At 48.1% G+C, this 21654-nt stretch carries 22 protein-coding genes and 1 tRNA gene; 22 read left to right on the top strand and 1 reads right to left on the bottom strand.

Annotated elements, in window-relative coordinates; genetic code table 11:
* The first annotated feature begins 45 nt into the window (after positions 1-45).
* The 13 genes from nagA to ACRYI5_RS10575 all read left to right on the top strand — a co-directional run bounded on the left by nagA (position 46) and on the right by ACRYI5_RS10575 (position 13221).
* Positions 46-1179 carry an N-acetylglucosamine-6-phosphate deacetylase gene (gene nagA / locus ACRYI5_RS10635; RefSeq protein ID WP_407880954.1) on the top strand — a complete coding sequence of 378 codons (1134 nt, stop codon included), beginning with the start codon at positions 46-48 and terminating at the stop codon, positions 1177-1179.
* Positions 1180-1222: 43 nt separating this feature from the next.
* A complete protein-coding gene (locus ACRYI5_RS10630; RefSeq protein ID WP_407880956.1) occupies positions 1223-1924 on the top strand; it encodes a GntR family transcriptional regulator in 702 nt (233 codons plus the stop codon).
* 145 nt (positions 1925-2069) lie between these two features.
* Positions 2070-3542: a nicotinate phosphoribosyltransferase gene (locus tag ACRYI5_RS10625; protein WP_448225220.1), complete on the top strand. Its 1473-nt coding sequence runs from the start codon at positions 2070-2072 to the stop codon at positions 3540-3542.
* Between the two features lie 11 nt (positions 3543-3553).
* Positions 3554-4390 (top strand): ammonia-dependent NAD(+) synthetase, encoded by an 837-nt coding sequence (gene nadE / locus ACRYI5_RS10620; protein ID WP_448225219.1) that lies wholly within the window; start codon positions 3554-3556, stop codon positions 4388-4390.
* Positions 4391-4628: 238 nt separating this feature from the next.
* Positions 4629-7304, top strand: coding sequence for a cation-translocating P-type ATPase (locus ACRYI5_RS10615; RefSeq protein ID WP_448225218.1), 2676 nt, complete (start codon positions 4629-4631; stop codon positions 7302-7304).
* A gap of 35 nt (positions 7305-7339) precedes the next feature.
* Positions 7340-7774, top strand: a complete 435-nt coding sequence (locus tag ACRYI5_RS10610) for a hypothetical protein (RefSeq protein ID WP_407880962.1) — start codon at positions 7340-7342, stop codon at positions 7772-7774.
* Between the two features lie 100 nt (positions 7775-7874).
* Positions 7875-8366: a SprT family protein gene (locus ACRYI5_RS10605; protein ID WP_448225217.1), complete on the top strand. Its 492-nt coding sequence runs from the start codon at positions 7875-7877 to the stop codon at positions 8364-8366.
* Positions 8367-8434: 68 nt separating this feature from the next.
* Positions 8435-9487 (top strand): AI-2E family transporter, encoded by a 1053-nt coding sequence (locus tag ACRYI5_RS10600; RefSeq protein WP_448225216.1) that lies wholly within the window; start codon positions 8435-8437, stop codon positions 9485-9487.
* Between the two features lie 70 nt (positions 9488-9557).
* A tRNA-Leu gene (locus ACRYI5_RS10595) sits at positions 9558-9642 on the top strand.
* Between the two features lie 183 nt (positions 9643-9825).
* On the top strand, positions 9826-10827 hold the full coding sequence (locus ACRYI5_RS10590; RefSeq protein WP_407880965.1) for an LCP family protein: 1002 nt from the start codon (positions 9826-9828) through the stop codon (positions 10825-10827).
* 175 nt (positions 10828-11002) lie between these two features.
* Positions 11003-11770 (top strand): ABC transporter ATP-binding protein, encoded by a 768-nt coding sequence (locus ACRYI5_RS10585; protein ID WP_448225215.1) that lies wholly within the window; start codon positions 11003-11005, stop codon positions 11768-11770.
* Between the two features lies 1 nt (position 11771).
* Positions 11772-12503 carry a multidrug ABC transporter permease gene (locus ACRYI5_RS10580; protein WP_448225214.1) on the top strand — a complete coding sequence of 244 codons (732 nt, stop codon included), beginning with the start codon at positions 11772-11774 and terminating at the stop codon, positions 12501-12503.
* 1 nt (position 12504) lies between these two features.
* Positions 12505-13221, top strand: coding sequence for an antibiotic transporter permease (locus ACRYI5_RS10575; protein WP_448225213.1), 717 nt, complete (start codon positions 12505-12507; stop codon positions 13219-13221).
* A gap of 65 nt (positions 13222-13286) precedes the next feature.
* On the opposite strand, the gene rpsN is transcribed toward ACRYI5_RS10575, so the two are convergent.
* Positions 13287-13556, bottom strand: coding sequence for a 30S ribosomal protein S14 (rpsN, locus tag ACRYI5_RS10570; protein ID WP_407880972.1), 270 nt, complete (start codon positions 13554-13556; stop codon positions 13287-13289).
* Positions 13557-13726: 170 nt separating this feature from the next.
* Between rpsN and ACRYI5_RS10565 the strand changes: the two genes are divergently transcribed.
* The 9 genes from ACRYI5_RS10565 to ACRYI5_RS10525 all read left to right on the top strand — a co-directional run bounded on the left by ACRYI5_RS10565 (position 13727) and on the right by ACRYI5_RS10525 (position 21568).
* Complete coding sequence (locus tag ACRYI5_RS10565; protein ID WP_448225212.1) at positions 13727-14422, top strand: Crp/Fnr family transcriptional regulator; 696 nt, start codon at positions 13727-13729, stop codon at positions 14420-14422.
* A gap of 394 nt (positions 14423-14816) precedes the next feature.
* Positions 14817-15206, top strand: a complete 390-nt coding sequence (locus ACRYI5_RS10560; RefSeq protein WP_448225211.1) for a PTS sugar transporter subunit IIA — start codon at positions 14817-14819, stop codon at positions 15204-15206.
* A gap of 22 nt (positions 15207-15228) precedes the next feature.
* Positions 15229-15723 carry a PTS system mannose/fructose/N-acetylgalactosamine-transporter subunit IIB gene (locus ACRYI5_RS10555; RefSeq protein ID WP_448225210.1) on the top strand — a complete coding sequence of 165 codons (495 nt, stop codon included), beginning with the start codon at positions 15229-15231 and terminating at the stop codon, positions 15721-15723.
* A 74-nt stretch (positions 15724-15797) separates the two neighbouring features.
* Positions 15798-16781, top strand: coding sequence for a PTS sugar transporter subunit IIB (locus ACRYI5_RS10550; protein ID WP_407880976.1), 984 nt, complete (start codon positions 15798-15800; stop codon positions 16779-16781).
* A gap of 35 nt (positions 16782-16816) precedes the next feature.
* Positions 16817-17620: a PTS mannose/fructose/sorbose transporter subunit IIC gene (locus ACRYI5_RS10545; protein ID WP_407880978.1), complete on the top strand. Its 804-nt coding sequence runs from the start codon at positions 16817-16819 to the stop codon at positions 17618-17620.
* Positions 17621-17642: 22 nt separating this feature from the next.
* Positions 17643-18566 (top strand): PTS system mannose/fructose/sorbose family transporter subunit IID, encoded by a 924-nt coding sequence (locus ACRYI5_RS10540; RefSeq protein ID WP_407880979.1) that lies wholly within the window; start codon positions 17643-17645, stop codon positions 18564-18566.
* A 114-nt stretch (positions 18567-18680) separates the two neighbouring features.
* Positions 18681-19079, top strand: coding sequence for a DUF956 family protein (locus ACRYI5_RS10535; RefSeq protein WP_448225209.1), 399 nt, complete (start codon positions 18681-18683; stop codon positions 19077-19079).
* Between the two features lie 127 nt (positions 19080-19206).
* Positions 19207-20154: an AEC family transporter gene (locus tag ACRYI5_RS10530; RefSeq protein WP_448225208.1), complete on the top strand. Its 948-nt coding sequence runs from the start codon at positions 19207-19209 to the stop codon at positions 20152-20154.
* Positions 20155-20401: 247 nt separating this feature from the next.
* The gene (locus ACRYI5_RS10525) at positions 20402-21568 is read left to right on the top strand and encodes a LysM peptidoglycan-binding domain-containing protein (protein WP_448225207.1); all 1167 of its coding nucleotides are present in this window, start codon (positions 20402-20404) and stop codon (positions 21566-21568) included.
* Positions 21569-21654: the final 86 nt, after the last annotated feature.

The following is a 21654-nucleotide window of genomic DNA, read 5'->3' as shown; positions in this document are numbered from 1 at the left end:
GGAAGCGTAACCAAATGAGCTTTTTCAATTGAGGAGGAAGATTCAATGAGTACGGTTTTAAAGCATGCGATCATTTATACAGGTGAGGAAAAAATTAACGACGGCTACATCCGCTTTAGCGATAAGGTTGAGGCGGTTGGCGCGATGAGTGACTACGTTGCCGAACCTGATGACGAAGTTGAATTTGTTTCTGGTAAGATGATCGTTCCTGGATTCATCGACGTTCACTGTCATGGGGGCTACAGCTTCGATGCAATGGATGGGGATGCCGACCAAATTGATGAAATGACAAACGACATGATCCATGAAGGGGTAACAACGTTATTCCCAACGACCATGACGCAATCAACAGAACAATTGGACGGTGCGATGAAAGGGATTGCGGCCGCTGCGGAAAAGAATCCCGTCATCAAAGGGGTTCATTTGGAAGGGCCCTTTATCTCAGCAACGTTTAAGGGTGCCCAACCGGAACAATACATCACTGATCCAAACGTTGACCTGTTGGATAATTGGAACAAGTTATCCGGTAACCGGGTTCGGTTGATCACGTATGCGCCAGAAGATCCTGGTTCACGTGACTTTGAAAAGTACTGCTTGAGTCACAACATTGTGCCATCCGTGGGTCACAGTAACGCAACGCGTGAACAATTGTTGGCTTCCAAAGCAACACACGTGACGCACTTGTACAATGCGCAACGTGAATTCAAGCACCGTGAACCAGGGGTTACGGGACACGCCATGCTTGAAAATAACATGTACTGTGAGCTGATCTGTGATGGGTTCCACATTGTCCCTGACATGATCAAGTTGGCTTATGACCAAAAGGGGCCTGAACGCATTGATCTTGTGACAGATTCCATGCGGGCTAAAGGGATGCCAGAGGGAGTTAGCGAACTTGGCGGCCAAAAGGTGATCGTTAAGGACAAGCAGGCACGGTTGGAATCCGGTAACTTGGCTGGCTCTGTTTTGCGGTATGATGACGCCTTTAGAAACATCCAGTACTTTACTGGGTGTGGAATTGAAGAAGCCGTTCAAATGTCGTCTGTTAACCAAGCGGAAGAATTTGGTCTCACCACAAAAGGGGTTTTGGCAGCCGGTAAGGACGCTGATTTTAACCTGATGGACCGGACGCAAAACCTTGAACGGACTTACAGTTACGGACGGCGGTTTGACGATTAATTACGGACTTAAATAAATTCATTAAAGTTAAGGGATGAACAACATGGCCTCACCCATTTACATTCAAATTCATAATCAGTTGCGAAAGGCTGTTGAAGACGGTCAGTGGCAGGTTGGGGATAAGATCCCCTCTGAGCGTGAACTCGCCATTCAGTTTGGCGTGAGCCGGATGACGTTACGTCAAGCGGTGCAAACACTGGTGGAAGAAGGCTTGCTTGAACGCCGTGTTGGTGCCGGGACGTACGTTGCGAATCGAAAGGTTCAGGAACGGATGTCTGGGGTGACGAGTTTTACTGAACTCATGGAACAGGCAGGGAAAGTACCGTCATCACGCACGGTTTCCTACCACATCACAACGCCATCACTTTCGGAAAGTGAAAAGTTGCAGCTGGCGCCAGATGAACAGGTCCTCCGAATGGAACGGATTCGTTATGGTAATGATGAACCGATTTGTTTTGAAGTGGCAACGGTTCCTGAACGGCTGATTCAGAAATTTTCGAAAGAAGACGTTACCAACTCGCTGTATCATGTCCTGGAGGACGAGGCTGGTTTAACGGTCGGTCATGCCCAGCAAACAGTTTCTGCGATGACAGCCAGTGAACGGGTTGCAGAATATTTGAATGTAAAACGGAATGATCCGTTGTTACGATTGCGGCAGGTGTCATTTTTAGACGATGGAACACCGTTTGAATATGTTCGGACACAGTATGTCGGAAATCGCTTTGAGTTCTACCTGGAACGTTAATATGAATGGCGAACGGCTGGACATGTGTCCGGTCGTTTTTTTACGTTTGGTTTAAAACAAATGACGTGAAAGCACGTCGCTTTGGGTCGGTTATGGTAAAATGATGAATAACTTACAAGGGACAAGAGAAGGGACTTAGATTAGGATGGTAATGCGGTATCCAGATGATAGTTCGACGCTGCACACGGACGCTTACGAAGTTAACATGGTCCAAACGTATTTTGAAGATGGGGTGGCTGATCGTCACGCTGTCTTTGAACTGTACTTTCGTGATTTACCGTTTCACAACGGTTATGCGGTGTTTGCCGGACTAGAACGAATTGTAAACTACATTAACCAGTTACGGTTTACGGACACTGATTTGGCCTATTTGAAGTCAACAAACCAGTACCCCGAAGATTTTCTAAACTACCTGCGGGACTTCCAGTTTACGGGAACCATTCGGGCGGCTAAAGAAGGGGACCTGGTTTTCAATAATGAACCGCTCGTTCAGGTCGAAGGCACGCTGGCTGATTGCCAGATTGTTGAGACGGCGCTCCTAAACATCGTGAACTACCAGACGTTAATTGCGACCAAGGCGGCGCGGATTCGGTCCGTGGCGGGTAACGATGGCATCTTGGAATTTGGAACACGGCGGGCGCAGGAAATGGATGCCGCACTGTGGGGTACCCGGGCTGCGTACATCGGTGGGTTTGACGCCACCAGTAACATGCGTGCGGGAAAGATTTTCGGAATTCCTGTGAGCGGAACACACGCCCATAGCTTGGTGCAAACGTACCGGGATGATTACACAGCGTTCATGGCATACGCGAAATCACACCAGGACTGTGTGTTCTTGGTCGACACGTATGACACGTTGCGTTCTGGTGTCCCAAATGCCATTCGGGTCGCCCGTGAACTTGGCGACAAGATCAACTTTTTGGGTGTGCGAATCGATTCTGGTGACATGGCGTACATTTCAAAACGGGTACGTGAACAGCTGGATGAGGCGGGCTTCCCGAACGCAAAAATCTACGCGTCTAATGATCTGGATGAAAAGACGATCACAAACCTGAAGATGCAGGGCGCCAAAATCGACGTGTGGGGCGTGGGCACTAAGCTCATCACCGCGTTTGATCAGCCAGCCCTCGGCGCCGTTTACAAGCTGGTCTCCGTTGAAAATGAACGGGGCACGATGGTTGATACGATCAAACTATCCAGCAACGCAGAGAAGGTTTCGACACCCGGGAAAAAGCAGGTGTGGCGAATTACCAAGAAGGCGGATGGTAAGTCCGAGGGTGACTACATGGCGCTCACGGATGAACGCCCGGATCAAACGAAACGGCTACACATGTTCCATCCAAGCTACACATACATTAATAAAGACGTGACGGATTTTGATGCACGGCCTGTGCTGGTGGATATTTTCCGTGATGGTCAGCAAGTATACGAAGTGCCGACATTACAGGAAACCAGAACGTTTGCCGCAGAACAACTGGCGTCACTGTGGGATGAATACAAGCGGGACCTCAACCCACAAATTTACCCGGTCGATTTATCACAACGGTTGTGGGATCACAAGCAAAGCATTATTAAAGAAGTTCATGACTACGTGAGTTCCTTGAAGTTTGATAACTAGGAGGCCGTAAAATGAGAGCAAAACAAGCAGAAATTATTAAGGCACTGGGTGTTAGCGCGGATTTTGATGCACAGACAGAAATTCGGAAAAGTGTCGACTTTTTGAAGGCCTACTTAACGGCCAATCAATTTTTAAAAACGTTGGTTTTGGGGATTTCTGGCGGTCAGGATTCGACACTGGCTGGTAAGCTGTCACAAATGGCCATTAGTGAACTGCGTGAGGAAACAGGTGACACAGCGTACCAATTTGTGGCCGTGCGGCTCCCGTATGGTGAGCAGGCGGATGAACAGGACGCAATGGCCGCCATTGCGTTTATGGCGGCCGACCAAGTGATGCGGGTGAACGTGCAACCCGCAGTGGATGCTGGGGTTGCCGCCGTTGAAGCAAACGATCTGACGGTGGCTGACTTTAACAAGGGGAACATCAAGGCGCGTGAGCGGATGATCGCCCAGTACACCATTGCCGGTGAACTGAGTGGTGCCGTTGTCGGGACGGATCATGCAGCGGAAGCGGTGACCGGCTTTTACACGAAGTACGGTGACGGTGGGACGGACATTACACCACTGTACCGCTTGGATAAGCGCCAGGGGAAAGCCATGCTGGCCGTTCTTAAAGCCCCAGAACATTTGTACTTAAAGGTGCCAACGGCAGATCTTGAAGATGACCGGCCGGCATTGCCTGACGAAGTTGCGTTGGGCGTGACGTACGATGAGATCGATGACTACCTTGAAGGTAAGACCATTAGTGACGCGAGCGCTGACAAGATTGAGGCTTGGTACCAAAAGACGCAGCATAAACGTCATTTGCCAATCAGCATTTTTGATGATTTTTGGAAGCCAACAAAGTAGGGGCGTTTAACTTGCGTTTTCCAGTCGACCTCTGTATAATTTGGCTTACGATAAATGAGGGAGTAACTAATGGCTTACTGGCTGGACGTTCGGTCCACCGGTAGACCGTGACAACGCCACCAACAAGACTTGTTCTGGTTTTGTCTTAAATAGTGAGACTCATGTTCGACACTTTTAAGTGTGCGTTCATGGGTCTTTTTTTGTACCAACGTGACGCACGGACACGGGAGGAATTGGAATGAAACAAACACAATTACCGCAGGCAGCACAATGGACGGTTGAGGAGACGTTTACGCAGGTTAAGGGGCAAGCTGCGGGGTTAACCTCCGCGGAAGTCACACAACGACAAGCTGACGTGGGTAAAAATGAACTGGCTAGTAAACGGCAAACAACACTTGTTGAAAAGTTTCTAGCCCAGTTTAAGGATCTAATGATCATCGTGTTGATTGTGGCCGCGGTGGTGGCCGCACTGACGGGTGAAGTCGTTGACGCCATCATCATTTTACTTGTGGTGATCTTAAACGCGGTCTTCGGTGTGTTTCAGGAGGCCAAAGCAGAGCAAGCAATTAATGCACTTCAGGAAATGGCGGCCCCGAATGCACACGTTCGGCGTGATGGTGAAACGGTGACGGTCAAAAGTGATGACCTTGTGCCGGGTGACGTTGTGTTACTTGAGGCAGGGGACATCGTACCGGCCGACATGCGGCTGATCGAGGTGGCCTCGTTACAGATTGAGGAATCTGCGTTGACTGGTGAATCAGTGCCGGTCAACAAGCAGTTGGCGCCTGTGACGGATAGTCAGGCGGGGCTAGGGGATCTACAAGACTTAGCCTTCATGAATAGTAACGTGACATATGGTCGTGGTGTGGGGATCGTCACAGAAACCGGGATGCAGACGCAGGTTGGTCGGATCGCTGGGATGCTGGATAACACCAAAGAACACAAAACACCACTCCAGGAAAACCTTGCCCACCTAGGGAAAGTTCTGACCGGGTTGATCTTAGTGGTGGCCGTGGTTGTCTTCGGTGTGGGGATGTTACGGGGCAACGAATCACTGATCAACATGCTTCTAACGGCCATTTCACTGGCTGTTGCAGCCATTCCAGAAGGTTTGCCAGCCATCGTCACAATTACACTTGCGTTGGGAACGACGCGAATGGCGAAGTTAAATGCGCTGGTGCGGCGGTTACCAGCGGTTGAAACGTTAGGAAGCACGGACATTATTGCCTCTGATAAGACGGGGACGTTGACCCAAAACAAGATGACGGTCGAAGCTGTCATTGTCGATGGAAAACAACTGCCGGCAAAAGAGGCGGCTGGTGCCACGGCGGAAAATGACCAGGGGCTGTTAGCCACACTGCTGATGTTGAATAATGACACCAAGGAAACGGCGGAGGGCCTGATCGGTGATCCAACGGAAACGGCGTTGATCCAATACAACATCGATCATGGTGTTGAACCAGAACCGTTCTTGGCAGCTCATCCACGGGTTGCCGAAATTCCGTTTGATTCAGAACGAAAGCTGATGACGACCGTGAACCAAATGGGCCCGGACAGTGGGTACTGGGTAACGGTTAAGGGGGCGCCTGATGAGCTGTTAAAACGGGTGACTCATGTTCAATCAAACGGTCAGGTCGTTGAGTTAAGTGAAGATAACCGTCAACAATTATTGACCATTAACCACCAGTTAGCCGTTCAGGCACTGCGGGTGCTGGCGTTTGCGTACCGACCAGTGGCAACAGTGCCAACGACACTCACCTCCGCAGCCGTTGAGCAGGATCTGATTTTTGCTGGATTCGTCGGTATGATCGACCCAGAACGGCCAGAAGTTGCCGGTGCCGTGGCGGAAGCCAAAGCAGCTGGGATTCGTCCGTTGATGATTACCGGGGACCATGCGGATACTGCCCGCGCGATTGCCGTTCGGTTAGGGATTATTGCTGCGGATGACTCAGCTGGGGTAATCACCGGAGCGCAATTAGACGACTTGAGCGACGAAGCGTTTGCCAAGCAGGTCCAGCAGTATTCCGTATATGCCCGGGTCGCACCCGAGCATAAAGTTCGGATCGTTAACGCCTGGCAACAACTGGGAAAGGTCGTTGCCATGACAGGGGATGGGGTCAATGATGCCCCAGCACTGAAGGCGGCCGACATTGGGGTCGGAATGGGAATCACCGGGACCGAGGTGTCTAAGGGCGCCTCTGACATGGTGTTGGCTGACGATAACTTCTCAACCATCGTGGTGGCTGTGCGTGAAGGGCGGAAGGTGTTTGCAAACATTCAAAAGGCCATCCAATACCTGCTTTCGGCGAACCTTGGTGAGGTGCTCACACTGTTTGTGATGACCATGATGGGGTGGCAGATCCTGGCGCCCGTCCACATTTTGTGGATCAATTTGGTGACGGATACATTCCCAGCGATTGCGTTAGGGCTGGAACCAGCGGAAAAGAACATCATGGCGCAGAAGCCACGGGGCCGCACATCAAACTTCTTATCGGGTGGTGTGTTTGGGAACATCATCTACCAGGGACTACTGGAGGGTGGCCTGACACTTCTTGTGTACTGGTTGGCGTTAACGTTCCCAGTGCATGCTGGCAGTGCCCAAATTCATGCGGATGCGTTGACCATGGCCTTTGCGACGTTAGGGTTGATTCAATTGTTCCATGCCTTTAACTCCAAGTCGATCCATGGGACGCTCTTTACCAAACAGCTGTTTAAGAATAAGGCCTTTAACTGGGCCATTCTGACGGCCTTTGTGTTACTTGCGGCAACCATTTTAGTCCCTGGCTTTAACAGTCTGTTCCATGTAACGACGTTGGACTGGTTCCAATGGTTAATTGTGATTGGTGCAGGGATGACAATGATTTTGATCGTAGAAGTGGTAAAATTAATTCAGCGTTCATTACAGCGTAACTAAGCCATGAATGAGTGGCACACTAAAGGAGTCTCATTGTGAAAAAGAACTTGATGATGGTGTACGGCCGGACCCTGTCCCAGTTAATTACAGATACAGAGGATGTCCAAAAAGACTTGGAACCCTACTACTCAAAGCTGAAGCAAGGAACGGTTGGCGGACAGCTAATTGATTTGTCATCGACTGAACTAGCAGACATTAAGGCTGAATTCCAGGATGGAACGGATCGTTACAAGGCCTACAACGAAAAATTGAAAAGAATGCAGGCGCCGGCCCGGTTCATGGGTAAGCAACAGAGTTTAAAGGCAGCGTATGAAGCATATACCGCTGGTTGCCAGGCAATGACGGACAGCCTGGTACTGGAGACAAGCAGTGTGGATCAGGCGAAGTTTGACCAGTCTGAGACCGACCAAAATGAGGCGATGGATCGCATTATTCGTTTGATCCAAAGCATCTTGATGGCAAACGGGTAAACACTAAAATAAAGATTGCGCTGAACACGTATGTCTTTAATAATGGGAGCGAAAATCATGACTGGTTTTCGCTTTTTTTGATGATTTAAGGGGGAAGCAGATGACAAACGAGCAATTGCAGCACTTGGTAGAACATATTTCGTTAACGTCGTTTGACCGACCGTTTAGGCATCAGGCGGTGTTTAACCGGCGCTTAAAAACAACGGGTGGACGATACCATTTGAAGGATCACCACATTGACATTAATCCAAAAATGATTGAAGACTTTGATGAGGAAACGTTGGTTGGGGTGATCAAACATGAGCTTGTTCACTATCATCTGGCCATGACAGGCCACCCTTATGATCACCGGAGTCGGGAGTTTCGCCAGTTATTAGCAGCGGTTGGTGGAAGCCGATATGCGCCGGCACCAGTGAGTGCACCAGCTAAGCGCCGGCCACCGCATGAGTATGATTATGTGTGTCGTGATTGTGGGCGCCATTTTCACCGACGCCGGCGGGTCAACACGGCCCGGTATGTTTGCGGGGTCTGTGGTGGGCACTTACGGTTGGTGACGGAAAGTGGTGGCGCTAAACCGGGGGGTAGTCATTAGAAATCTGGGGAAAGAGTGTTAAAGTAGTGCGTAAGATGATAAAACGTCAAGACGGGAGTAAATAGGGGATGGAACGAGTTTATCGATGGTTTAAGCAGGAGGATGTTCAGGTTTACCTAACATTGGCGGGCCTCATTGTGGTGCTCTTTTGTCTTCGCCAGTTTCTGTCGATCATTTTACTGATTACGATTTTTTCGTACTTGGCGGTGGTTGCGACCACCCATCTGCGCCGGTGGCTTCCGGTCGGACAGATTCTGGCAACGTTGATCGTGTACGTGGTGGTATTAGGCCTCCTAACGGCAGCCATTTCGTATGCTGCACCGTCACTTGCGAAGCAATTTAGCGGCATTCCCAGCATGATTAGTAAGGCAATTGAAAATCATCCGGTGTGGGACAAGCAACTGGATCAATGGGTCAACACGGCGTTTAATAGTAGTGAGTTAATGAAGCACGGACAAACGGCGTTGATGACGGGGCTGAAGGGCCTGGAAACCGTCGGAACGGCCTTTTCTCATGTTGGGATCGCCATGTTTCTCAGTTTGATTTTCACGGCGTCTTATGGGCGAATGAGTCGCTTTGGCCGAGGCTTCTTACACAGCCGGTTTAAACGGTTATTTACGATTGTCTATTACCTTGCCCATAAGTTTGTCCTCATTTTGGGCACAGTCGTGGAAACGCAACTGATCATTTGTACCATCAACACCGTGTTAATGGCGATCGGCTTGTTTATTCTGCAAATGCCGAGCTTAATGGTCTTATCAGTCATCGTGTTTATTCTTGGGCTGATTCCCGTGGCCGGCGTTTTGATCTCCATGATTCCACTAACACTGATTGCGTTTGCAAGTGGAGGTCTTTGGAAGGCCGTTGAGGTCATCATTTTAGTGGTTGTGATCCACTTCTTTGAATCGTACTTCCTGCACCCCCGGTTAATGGCAACCGCAACGGATCTGCCAATTTTTGTGACATTCATGACGTTAATTATCAGTGAACAATTATTTGGAACCTGGGGCCTGATTGTTGGCTTACCGATTGTGGCCTTCTTCTTAGATATCGTGGGGGTTCACCCACAGCCCAATGACGGACCAGTTCTCCAGCAGTTGCAAAACGATGTTGGCGATTAAATTAATGAGGGAAAAATCAAAAGGATGATTGCCAAAGGTTTAATTATTTGGTACTATTATTCTTGTTGATGCGGCCATGGCGGAATTGGCAGACGCGCAAGATTAAGGATCTTGTGATCTTTTTGATCATCCGAGTTCAAGTCTCGGTGGCCGCATAATGAAGACATTCGGCGATTGCTGAATGTCTTTTTTAGTGGATTAACCATTATTTTAGTCTAAGAAAATTTTAAAATATTTGTGAAAAAGTAATTATTTTAAGTTTTTTAAGCTACCGACGAATGACATGGTTTACAATCAGTAAATAGCAATCTTATCAGACTATTTTGGGGAGAGCATTCATGAATAACGAACCGAATCAAGAACAGACATCATCACGGGCACAACGCCGTCAGGGCGGGAAACAGCCACGCCGTTTCCATCCGTGGCGATGGTTTTGGGGCATCATTGTTGTGCTCTTATTGGTCATCGTTGGGTTTGGTGCCGTTGCGTACCATAACATTAATTCAGCGGCAAACAAGGCCTACAAATCTGCGGGAATTACGAAACAGCGGGACACAAAGGATCTCTTAAACAACAAAAAACCGATTTCCATCATGTTCTTAGGAACGGATACTGGAGCCCTTGGCCGTGATTACAAGGGGCGGACGGATACCATCATGATTGCCACAATTAACCCATCGACCAAAAAGATGACGTTAGTGAGCTTACCCCGTGATACGATGACGGATATTGCTGGTTATCCCCAGTATTCACCAGCAAAGATCAATGCGGCCTACACGTATGGTGGTGTTGGGACAACCATTAAAACGGTCCAAAACTTGTTAAACGTGCCAATTGATTACTACGCGTTGTTAAACATGGGTGGATTAAAGAAAGCCATCGATGAAGTTGGTGGGGTAACGGTAACGTCACCACTAACATTTAGCTACGAAGGCTCAAGCTTTACAAAGGGGCAGTCCTACCATATGGACGGGACAACGGCCCTCCGCTTCTCACGGATGCGTTACGATGATCCTCAAGGGGATTATGGCCGTCAAAGTCGACAACGGTTGGTGGTTCAAGCATTATTTAAGAAATCAATTGACGTGAAGACGGTGTTGAATTCATCGTTCTTAGAATCAATTTCTGGTGAATCACAAACGGACTTGACGAGCTCAGACCTTGTCAAACTGGCCCAAAATTACCGGTCAGCAACAAAAGATATGACAACAGACCACATGCAGGGAACTGGTCAGATGATTGACGGTCAATCGTTTGAAGTGGTCAGTCATTCAGAAAAACAACGGGTTACAAACGAACTGCGGAAGAGTTTGGACTTATCTGCTAAAACGGATGACTAACCTTGTTCATTATCAGAAAAAAACAAAGCGTGTTGATGCCAGTGTCATGGCAATCAACACGCTTTTTTTGCGCGAAAAATGATAATAAAGTTGCTAAAATGTGATAAAAAGATTAAATTACAATGTGAATACTTGTGGTGGAAAACTAGAAACGCGGGGTTACCTTGAGGGGGACATGATGGATCACATTCTAAGTGTTGAGCACCTGGCAAAGAGCTATCGCAGTCATGGCCAGACCTTTGCCGCACTGACGGACGTTTCATTTCAGATCGGTGCTGGGGAAGTTGTGGCCTTACTGGGGCCAAACGGGGCGGGGAAGACGACAACGGTCAGCATTATTGGCGGCTATCTTTTGCCAACGACAGGAACAATTATTTTTGATGGGCAGCAGTTGACCAAGCGAACACGCCGCCCCAACATTGGCGTGTCGTTTGGTGGCGAACTGGGCTTCTACGGCCGGGCAACTGCCCGACAAAATTTACGGTTGTTTGCGGATTTGGCGAAGGTCTCACACCGTGCCCAAAAAGAAGAAATTGCGCGTGTCTTAGACATTGTTAAGCTGAGTGATGTGGCCGATAAGCGGGTGCAATCCTTTTCGAAGGGGATGACCCAGCGGTTGCACATTGCCCGGGCACTACTGGGAGACCCAAAGTTATTGTTGCTGGATGAGCCGACTAGTGGGCTTGATGTTGAGATCGCTGCTAGAATTCGGGCCACGGTTGCGGACTTGGTTAACGCGGGGACGAGTGTCCTGTTAACAAGTCACACGATGACGGAAGTTGAAACATTAGCAGACAAGGTTGTGTTATTAGGGGCTGGGAAGGTCTTCACGACGGGAACGGTGGCCGAGATTGTCGCGCAATCGAAGGTTCAGCGTATTGATCGACCGGCGACATTGGAAGAATCCTACTTAGCGTTGGCACCACAGTTAAGGAGACGGTAGCGTGCGCTTTTTACGATTATTTTGGTTTCACTTTAAACAATATGGATCAAATCAGTACTTTTTCTGGCTGACGGTCACCAGTACAGCAAGCATTTTTCTGCTTCAGTACGTCGTTGCCTATGCCAATGACGGGTTAGCCAATCCGCAGCTTTGGATCAATAGTGGTGTTGTGGGTCTCTGGGCCTCAACCGCAACGGCCGCTGGAAGCATTGGTTTTCAACGGTTTCAGGGCACACTGCCCTACATTGTTAACACCCGCTATGATGAGCGTGGCTCGTTAATTGCGTTATTGCTGCCAGCATCTAGCTACGGATTGTTGGCCTTTCCGCTTGCGTATGGCCTTGCTAAAGTGACGGGCGTGATGGTTGGTTCGCTTTCGTTAAACTGGTTATTTTGGGTTATCTGTCTGTGGGGTGGTGCGGCATTGATGGGTCTCTTACTGGCCGCGTTTTTCACACTCACGCCTAACGCACTGGTTTATGAAAGTTTGATTGATGTGCCAATTGTGTTACTGACGGGGTTGTTTGGGGGTAAAGCACTGACACGACCAGTAATGGCGGTCTCACAGTGGCTTTTTCCCATCACCGCACCAATTTCAGCGCTAACTGGTAACGGACACTTACACTGGGACGCCTATATTGTGAGCATAACGTTGTGGGTTGGTTTAACGGCAGGGATAACCAAACATATCATGGTCTTAGCTAAAAAGAAGGGGACGCTCAAGGTAATTTAAAATGATGACACAGTTTTCAACGTTGGCCTACTTTGCAAATTGGCGCACCCGGCTCATTTACTTTATTCTGCTACCGGTTACTAACTTAGCGTTACTCCTTTTGATCAATGATCAATATGGTACTGGGTTTCAGTGGCAAATCGTGATTGCGACCGTGTGCATTGACGCGACCACACTGACGCTGCAAGCCATGGCGCAGCTATTAGTAACGGATGCACGCTTAGGGATTGATGTGGAATTAATTACCAAAGCCCCCGCCAATGCCTATTACTGGGCCACTAAAGTTGCGACCGCACTACTGGCGGGCGCAGCTTTAGCCGCGGTAAATTTAGTGGGGGCGCTTATTTTGGGGGCACCCGTGGGCGTGGTCATGAGCGGGATCATGGTGTTACCGGGACTGCTTGGTGCCGGGGTGGTGGTTGGCTTTACCGGTTGGAGCCTGTCGTGGCAAATGAAAAATCCGTACTTCTTTCCCAATTTTTTTGCTTCGGTGACAATTTTGGTGGCTGGGTGTTTGGTCCTCGTGACGAAGTATCCGGAATGGCTACGTCTGTTTGCAACCCTATTTCCGTTTTCAGAACCTGTGACACGAATTGAAACGGGCACCGGTTCTCTGTGGATTAGTCTGATGATAACGGGCGGGTGGCTACTGGTTGGCATAGTCGGGTATGTCATTCAACTGCCACAGGTGCGCCTTGCCCGGGGTCATCAGTATTGATGTGATTAGAAAAAAATCTGACAACGGCGAGAGGCCATCGTCAGATCTTTCTTTTGTACCGTAAATTACCAGCTCGCCTTACGAACGCCAGGAATTTTCCCCTGGAGTGCTAATTGGCGAAAATTGAGCCGTGACAAGCCAAACTGACGCAGGTAGGCGTGCGGCCGGCCGTCAATTTGATCCCGCCGGTGAATTCGAACGGGTGATGCATTTTTTGGTAAACTCGCAAGACCAGCGTAATCGTGGTCTGCCTTTAATTGTGCACGGCGCGCGGCATACTTAGCCACCGTGGCTTCGATGCGTTGTTCTTTAATGATTTTTGACTTTTTTGCCATTGAGCGATGATCCTCCGTGATCAACAATGTTAATAGAAACGGGCAACAAAACTCAATTGCACTTTATAACAGTAACAGTTACTATTTAATATAACAGATTCACTTATTAAAACAAAGTGTTTACGCTTTTTTTAAAAGACGGAATTAATAAACGGTTGGGGGAACACATAATGACGAAGACCCAGACGGGACATGGCGATCACGGTGAGGACTGTTTGAAGCTGGTGCCCATCTTTAAGACACTGGCACCGGACGCATTGGCGCAAGTGAGCCAGCTGGTCCATGAGGTGACATATCCCAAAGGAACAACGCTTTTTGCGGCAGGAGAAGCCGCGACGGCGTTAACGATTATCGCTTCCGGTCAAGCAAAGGTTTATCAGTTAGCGGCTAATGGCCGTGAACAGTTACTGTACCTCTTACAATCTGGGGATTTTGATGGAGAGGCAGCGCTGTTTAACCAGAGTACGCGGACAAGCTTTGCAGAAACGCTTGTGGAATCACGGGTGTGCACGATTGCGAGAGCTGACTTTCAGCAGTTATTGCAAACCGCACCACAATTAGCCTTAAACCTCGTGAATGCGTTTGGTCAACGGATCAGCCAATTGGAAACGAAGACGACGGCAGTGAGCACAACCTCGATCGAGGGACGGCTGGCTGGGTACTTGGTAGAAACGGCGGCCAGCTTTCCGGCCCAACAATCGTTTACGTTGCCCATGCCTAAAAAGGAAATTGCGGTGTATTTAGGAACCACGCCGGAAACGGTCAGCCGAAAGTTACTGGCGTTTCAACGGTCTGGATGGATCGAAAAACGTCCAGGAAACCAAATTATTGTCCGTGATGCCGACCAATTGGCGATGCTGATGTAAAGGACTTACACAAGTGATTTCGCCGCTTCATTGGCATTTGTTGACGACGATTCTGGGCGCGTTGAAAAAAGTTTAAGAAACTTAAGAATTGGCAAACGCCGGTCTAACAACTTGTCTAGTCCATTTGGTAACTTGTCGGACAGTTTAGCGTTGATTTGTGCTTGATGTAAGCGCTTCACTACGGTATGCTAGTCCCGTGCTCAAGATTTGTAAACCACTGGGTAGCATTAGCGTACGTAAGGGTAATCGACATTTTTTTGCCGAACCGATTGTAAGCGCTTTGCTAAACGGTAGTTAATGGTTATAATACATATACGGAGAAACGGTCCAATATTTCTCGATGTATTAAACGATTTTATTGATTAAGGGCATTTGGGAAGGAAACGAAGACGAAATGATCGCAATTATCGTTGCCAGTCATGGGACTTTTTCAGAAGGAATCACGCAATCATCAGCCATGATTTTTGGTAACCAAGAGAAGGTTGTTGCCGTGGGTGTCACTCAAGACGACGACCCAGATCAACTTCGAAAACGATACGACCAGATTCTTGCGACATTTGCCGCGGATGACGAAGTGTTGTTTTTGGTTGATGTCTGGGGTGGACCAGCCTTCAACGTTGCAAGTCAACTCGTTGCAGAACATTCTGTGCGAATGGGACTACTGACGGGAGTTAATCTCCCGATGTTAGTGGAAGCCTATACGGTTCGTCGCCAACCACTAGCTGATGTTATTGCCCATCTAGAGGTAATTGCAAAGGCTGGAATCAAGCATCTCGAGGTTTAGTTGCAACTAAGGGAGGACAAGCATGACAATGAAGATTCGCTTAGCACGAATTGACTCACGGTTATTGCATGGCCAGGTGGCCACGATTTGGACCCGGGCGTTACGCCCTCAGCAGATTTTGGTTGTTTCCGATGGTGCAGCAGGAGATGCCTTGCGTAAAGACCTGATCATTAAGGCAGCGCCTGCCGGTGTGACGGTCAGTGCCATTACCATTCAGCGGTTGATTGACATTTATCAAGATGCCCATTTCGATGATCTCGACGCATTGCTGTTGTTTGAAACACCAGCGGATGTTCAACGAGCAGTTGTCGGGGGTGTCACGTTAACGTCTGTCAATGTGGGTAGCTTAAGCTACACCGATGGTAAGACGATGATCACGGACGCCGTGGCGGTGAGCAAAGAAGATGCAACCATCTTCCGCGAACTTTCCGGCGCCGGGGTCAAGCTTGAAGTGCAAAAGACCCCAACAGATCAGCAACTAGATCTAATGGCGTTGTTGACCGAGCATGGTCTGTAGCACCTGTTTTTCAGCGAGCAACAAATCGCTGACACTAATTTTGGTTTCAAATATTTATTTTAGGAGGGACACTCATGGTAGGTATTATCTTAGCAAGTCATGGTGGCTTTGCAGAAGGCATTTACCAATCTGGTGAAATGATCTTCGGTAAGCAAGAGAACGTTCAAACAGTCACCTTGTTGCCAAGCGAAGGCCCAGATGATGTTCACGCCAAGTTTGAAAAAGCAGTTGCAACGTTTGACGATCCTGATCAAGTGTTGATTCTGATCGACCTTTGGGGTGGAACACCATTCAATCAGGCCAGCAGCCTCTTTGAGGGACATAAGGACACATGGGCAATGGTCACTGGTATGAACTTACCAATGGTCATCGAAGCTTATGGTTCACGGATGACGATGGATTCAGCGCAAGAAATTGCGACTCACATCGTTGAGACTGGTAAGGAAGGGGTTCGGGTTAAACCTGAAACACTTCAACCTGCCGAAGCACCAAAGGCAGCTGCTGAAGAACAACAACAGGAAGCTATTGCACCTGGGACGGTTCTTGGGGACGGTCACATTAAGTTTGTGTTAGCACGTGTTGACTCACGGTTATTGCATGGTCAAGTTGCCACTGCATGGACGCGTTCAACCAACCCAGATCGGATTATCGTTGTTTCTGATAACGTGGCCAAAGACGCGTTACGGAAGAACATGATTGTGGAAGCAACACCACCTGGTGTTAAGGCCAACGTCATTCCAGTTGATAAAATGATTGAAATTGCCAAAGATCCTCGTTTTGGTGCCACAAAGGCCCTTGTCTTATTTGAAACACCAGAGGATGCGCTTCGTGCCATTCAGGGTGGGGTGGACATTAAGACATTGAACATTGGCTCAATGGCTCACTCAGCTGGGAAAGTTGCCGTAAGTAAAGTGCTTTCCTTAGGGAAAGAGGACGTGAAGACCTTTGATGATTTGAAGGCCGCTGGCGTTAAGTTCGATGTTCGTAAGGTTCCTGATGATTCAGGTGCTAACATGGACGATATCATTAACAAGGCCCGTAAAGAATTACAAGCCTAGTTAAGTAATCTCACAATACGTAGGAGGAACGTCAGATGTCTGCTATTTCAATGATTTTAGTCGTGATCGTTGCGTTTTTTGCCGGCATGGAAGGGATTTTGGATGAATTTGAATTTCATCAACCCCTGATTGCATGTACGTTGATTGGACTGGTTTCAGGCCAATTAACCACCGGATTAATTTTAGGTGGGTCATTACAAATGATCGCCTTAGGGTGGGCCAACATTGGTGCCGCCGTCGCTCCTGATGCCGCTTTGGCATCCGTTGCATCTGCTATTATTTTGGTCCAAGGTGGTCAAGGAACTAAGGGAATCGGTTCAGCGATTGCGATTGCGATCCCACTGGCCGTTGCCGGTTTATTCTTAACCATGATCGTTCGGACCATTACTGTTGCCATCATCCACATTATGGACGCGGCTGCAGAAAAGGGGAATTACCGTTCTATCAACATGTGGCAGATCATTTGTATCTGTTTACAAGGGTTGCGGATCGCGATCCCAGCTGCCTTACTGTTAATTATCCCTGCTGCACAAGTTCGGGCAATGCTTGAAGCAATGCCTGCATGGTTATCCGATGGGATGGCCATCGGTGGTGGGATGGTCGTTGCCGTTGGTTATGCCATGGTTATTAACATGATGGCTTCTAGCGAAGTTTGGCCTTTCTTTGCCATTGGTTTTGCCCTTGCCGCTTTGTCAGAATTGACATTGATCGCAATTGGGACCATTGGTTTATCACTTGCCCTGATCTACCTGAAGCTTGATGAAGGTGGTAACGGTGGTGGTAACGGCGGTGGTCGCACTAGTGGTGATCCACTCGGCGACATCTTAGACGACTATTAAACCGAGGGAAGGAGAAACGATAATGGCTGATAATAAAAAGATTACATTAACAAAAAGTGATCGGTTAAAGGTTGCTTGGCGGTCAACGTTCATCCAAGGTTCATGGAACTATGAACGGATGCAAAATGGTGGTTGGTTATTCTCATTAATGCCTGCTATCAATAAGTTATACACAAAAAAAGAAGACCGGATCGCCGCCTACAAGCGACACATGGAATTCTTTAACACTCATCCATACTTGGCTTCACCAATTCTTGGTGTTACCTTAGCCCTGGAAGAAGACCGTGCTAACGGTGCTGCCGTTGACGACGTTGCGATCCAAGGGGTTAAAGTTGGGATGATGGGACCACTGGCTGGTGTCGGTGACCCTGTCTTCTGGTTCACCGTTCGGCCAATTGTTGGTGCCCTTGGTGCCTCACTTGCCATTGGTGGTAACATTCTTGGACCAATCTTGTTCTTCGTCTTATGGAACTTGATCCGTTGGAGTTTCATGTGGTACACCCAAGAATTTGGTTACCGTGCTGGTTCACGAATCAGTGAAGACCTTTCTGGTGGGTTGCTGCAAAAGGTTACCCGTGGTGCTTCCATGATGGGGATGTTTGTTATTGGGGCCTTGATTCAACGGTGGGTTTCAATTAAATTCCTGCCAGTTGTTTCAACGATTCAACAACAAAAGGGTTCTTACATCGAATGGAGTAAGTTACCAAAGGGTTCTAAAGGGATTCAGGAAGCCTTAACACAATACAACTTGGGCAAGGGCTTATCCCTGTCAAACGTTAAGGTAACAACGTTGCAAGACAACTTGAATCAATTGATTCCTGGGTTGGCTGCATTACTGTTAACCTTCTTGTGCATGTGGTTACTGAAGAAGAAAGTTTCACCAATCGTTATCATTCTTGGGATCTTCGTTGTTGGGATCTTGCTCCACGTGATTGGTTGGTTGTAAAATTAGATATTATTGGCAATGGCGGCTTGTACCCACGTGTGGGCAGCAACCGCTATTGTTGTTTATGGCGCAGTTCGTAGTGCAACGTGGGCTTACAGAGTAGGGAGAAAAGACATGGCAGAATCATTAAATACAAAGGTCGACTTAGTTACTGAAGGGACATCGTACATGGGAATGAGCGAGTACGGTAAACTGATGGTGGGCGATAAGGCGTTTGAATTTTATAACGATCGTGATACCAATAAGTTTGTTCAAATTCCCTGGGAAGAAGTGGACAACGTGGTTGCTTCTGTCATGTTTCGGGGGAAATGGATCCCACGGTTTACGATCCAAACGAAACATAACGGGGCGTACCGGTTCTCCGCACGAAAGCCAAAGGTAATTTTGCGGGCCATCCGTAATTACGTTGGGCCAGATCATGTGGTTAAGGCGCTGTCCTTTGGTCAAATGATTCTGCGTGATTTCCGTGGGCTTGCAGCCAAACGAAGCACGAAGCGAAACCAAGCAAAGTAAATGACAGTTAAAAATAAACCGGTTGATTTCCCGTGATGGGGACTCAACCGGTTTATTTTTGCATTCAGGGCGACGTCAAAATGACGTGATATACTGAAAGAATAACGTTGGGTAAAGGGATGGCATAATGGCAGGATTATTGGCAAGTACAACGGGCGTCCTCATGATCATCATCATGGTGGCCGTGGGCTATGTTTTGGCCGCTAAGGGCTGGTTTAATGAAGACAGCACAAAATTAGTGGCCAAGCTGGTCACACAAGTCGCGTTACCACCGTACATGATTGTTTCGGTGACAAAAGATTTTTCTAAACGTGAACTGGTGGCCCTCCTGCCTGATTTACGCTATCCGGTCATCTCAATGCTTTTGCTCATGGTGATTGCGTGGGGGATGGTCGGCCTGTTACACATTGAGCCAGGGCGCCGGGGGCTTTTTACCTCCATGTTCTTCAACTCAAATACGGTTTTTGTGGGTCTGCCGATCAACATGGCAATTTTTGGAAGTAAAAGCTTACCGTATGTCCTGGTGTACTACATGGCCAACACGACGATTTTTTGGACCATTGGGGTTTACTTCATTCAACGAGACGGCCAAATTCACGAACGGTTAAACGTCAAAACGGTGTTGAAAAAGGTCTTCTCGGCACCGCTGTTAGGCTTCATGTTCGGCGTTCTCCTGGTTCTATGGAATGTGCACCTCCCGTATTTCTTAAATCAAACGTTTGGGTACCTTGGTGGACTTACCGTCCCGTTGTCGATGATCTTTATTGGAATCTCCATTTACCAAGCAGGCTTGAAGAACATGCGCTTTGATTTAAGCAGTGCTGGGGTTCTTTTTGGGCGGTTTATCGCGGCGCCAACATTAATGTTACTACTTGTTCAGCGAAGTGGTATGCCCGTGATGATGAAACAAGTCTTCGTCCTTCAATCGTGCATGCCGGTGATGACGAATGCACCAGTCGTGGCCAAACTTTACCATGCCGACGCGGATTTTGCGGCGGTGATGGTGACAGAAACGACACTTTTATCTCTGGTGGTGGTCCCCGTGATGATGAGTTTCATTTTAAAAATGGTATAGTTTCGGTTAAAAAGTTTAAGAAAGTATGAAGGCTGATTGCTTGCGTTCAGTGCGAGAAAGCCTAATAATAGACGGGTGAAAAGGTTTACTAGGCAAAAAACGCTTAACGTAATCTTAATGTAATAATTGTAATCAATTGTCATATTGTTGGTATAGCCCTGTTACACGAATGGCTTAGACTAAGGCTAGTAGGTAACACACATAGGCTTGTTACGCGGGATGAATTAACTTAGGAGAAGTGACTAACGTGAAAAAATCGATTAAAAATGCTTTATTAACAACTGCTGGTGCCGCCAGTGTTCTTGCTGGGGTTTCTGTTGCTGCTAACGCTTCAACGGTTAAATCAATCAAGGGTGACACGGTGTGGAACTTTGCACAAAAGAACCATACAACAGTAGACGCCATTGTTCAGGCCAACCACCTGTCAAACGCTAACTTAATTTACGTTGGCCAATCATTGGTGATTCCTGATGCAACTACATTAGCTAACACGACGACCACTAATTCGTCAAACAACACAAGCACAACGAACACAACTAGCCAAGCTTCAACAGATAAGACAGCGACGTCATCATCAATTAGTGGTGATTACACTGTTAAGAGTGGTGACACACTGTACGCCATTAGCGCAAAGAGTGGCATCAGCGTTTCAGACTTAGCTTCAAAAAACAACATCGCTAACATTAACGTGTTGATGGTCGGTCAAGTATTACATACAACGACTGGTTCAGCAGCAAGTACAAGCGCTGCTTCACAAGCTTCTCAAACATCAACGACTAGCCAAGCTTCACAAGCAAGCCAAGCAAGTGCCGCTTCACAGGCGCCTGTTGCTAGCCAAGCATTATCACAAGCGCCTACTTCAGTTGCTAGTCAGGCTGCTTCACAGGCTCCAGCATCTGTTGCTAGCCAAGCACCTGCCTCAGAAGCTTCTGAAGCAACCAGCACGGCTGCTCCTGCTAGCCAAGCACCAGTTAGCCAAGCTTCACAAGCACCTGCAACTAACACTGATGACACAACGAACACAAACACACCTTCATCATCAGCTAGTTCTGTTTCAGGTGACTATGCTCAAGCCGGAATCAATGGCTTCAACACAGGTGTCAATGGTTACCCTGCTGGTCAATGTACTGCATTCGTTGCTGGGATCTTACAAGCACGCGGTATTTCAAGCTCAGAATGGGCTTACTTAGGTAACGGTAACGCCTGGGGTGCCAGCGCTGCTAACCGTGGTTTATCTGTAAGCACAACACCAACTGCCGGTTCTGTTGCTTACTTTGGTTACATGCACGTTGCTTACGTAACGAGCGTTAACGGTAACGGGACGGTTAACATCATCGAAGGTAACTTCGAAGGTTTGGCCTACCACGCCCGGACAATCTCAGCTAGCGAAGCTGCTGGTTACATTGTCTTCTAATTTATGTTAATTAACGAAGCGGTTCGCCTCAGTGGTGAGCCGCTTTTTTGTTAGTTTGAAACCAGGAATGAAAATGGTACCATGAC

Source organism: Furfurilactobacillus sp. WILCCON 0119, from assembly GCF_053471565.1.
Note: the sequence above shows the minus strand (reverse complement) of the source record. Positions and strands in the feature narration are given on the sequence as shown.

Bases quoted from the DNA above. Each gene is read 5' to 3' on its own strand.
- nagA (WP_407880954.1), top strand. From the start codon at position 46: ATGAGTACGGTTTTAAAGCATGCGATCATTTATACAGGTGAGGAAAAA.
- ACRYI5_RS10630 (WP_407880956.1), top strand. From the start codon at position 1,223: ATGGCCTCACCCATTTACATTCAAATTCATAATCAGTTGCGAAAGGCT.
- ACRYI5_RS10625 (WP_448225220.1), top strand. From the start codon at position 2,070: ATGGTAATGCGGTATCCAGATGATAGTTCGACGCTGCACACGGACGCT.
- nadE (WP_448225219.1), top strand. From the start codon at position 3,554: ATGAGAGCAAAACAAGCAGAAATTATTAAGGCACTGGGTGTTAGCGCG.
- ACRYI5_RS10615 (WP_448225218.1), top strand. From the start codon at position 4,629: ATGAAACAAACACAATTACCGCAGGCAGCACAATGGACGGTTGAGGAG.
- ACRYI5_RS10605 (WP_448225217.1), top strand. From the start codon at position 7,875: ATGACAAACGAGCAATTGCAGCACTTGGTAGAACATATTTCGTTAACG.
- ACRYI5_RS10600 (WP_448225216.1), top strand. From the start codon at position 8,435: ATGGAACGAGTTTATCGATGGTTTAAGCAGGAGGATGTTCAGGTTTAC.
- ACRYI5_RS10590 (WP_407880965.1), top strand. From the start codon at position 9,826: ATGAATAACGAACCGAATCAAGAACAGACATCATCACGGGCACAACGC.
- ACRYI5_RS10585 (WP_448225215.1), top strand. From the start codon at position 11,003: ATGATGGATCACATTCTAAGTGTTGAGCACCTGGCAAAGAGCTATCGC.
- ACRYI5_RS10575 (WP_448225213.1), top strand. From the start codon at position 12,505: ATGATGACACAGTTTTCAACGTTGGCCTACTTTGCAAATTGGCGCACC.
- rpsN (WP_407880972.1), bottom strand. From the start codon at position 13,556: ATGGCAAAAAAGTCAAAAATCATTAAAGAACAACGCATCGAAGCCACG.
- ACRYI5_RS10565 (WP_448225212.1), top strand. From the start codon at position 13,727: ATGACGAAGACCCAGACGGGACATGGCGATCACGGTGAGGACTGTTTG.
- ACRYI5_RS10560 (WP_448225211.1), top strand. From the start codon at position 14,817: ATGATCGCAATTATCGTTGCCAGTCATGGGACTTTTTCAGAAGGAATC.
- ACRYI5_RS10555 (WP_448225210.1), top strand. From the start codon at position 15,229: ATGACAATGAAGATTCGCTTAGCACGAATTGACTCACGGTTATTGCAT.
- ACRYI5_RS10550 (WP_407880976.1), top strand. From the start codon at position 15,798: ATGGTAGGTATTATCTTAGCAAGTCATGGTGGCTTTGCAGAAGGCATT.
- ACRYI5_RS10545 (WP_407880978.1), top strand. From the start codon at position 16,817: ATGTCTGCTATTTCAATGATTTTAGTCGTGATCGTTGCGTTTTTTGCC.
- ACRYI5_RS10540 (WP_407880979.1), top strand. From the start codon at position 17,643: ATGGCTGATAATAAAAAGATTACATTAACAAAAAGTGATCGGTTAAAG.
- ACRYI5_RS10535 (WP_448225209.1), top strand. From the start codon at position 18,681: ATGGCAGAATCATTAAATACAAAGGTCGACTTAGTTACTGAAGGGACA.
- ACRYI5_RS10530 (WP_448225208.1), top strand. From the start codon at position 19,207: ATGGCAGGATTATTGGCAAGTACAACGGGCGTCCTCATGATCATCATC.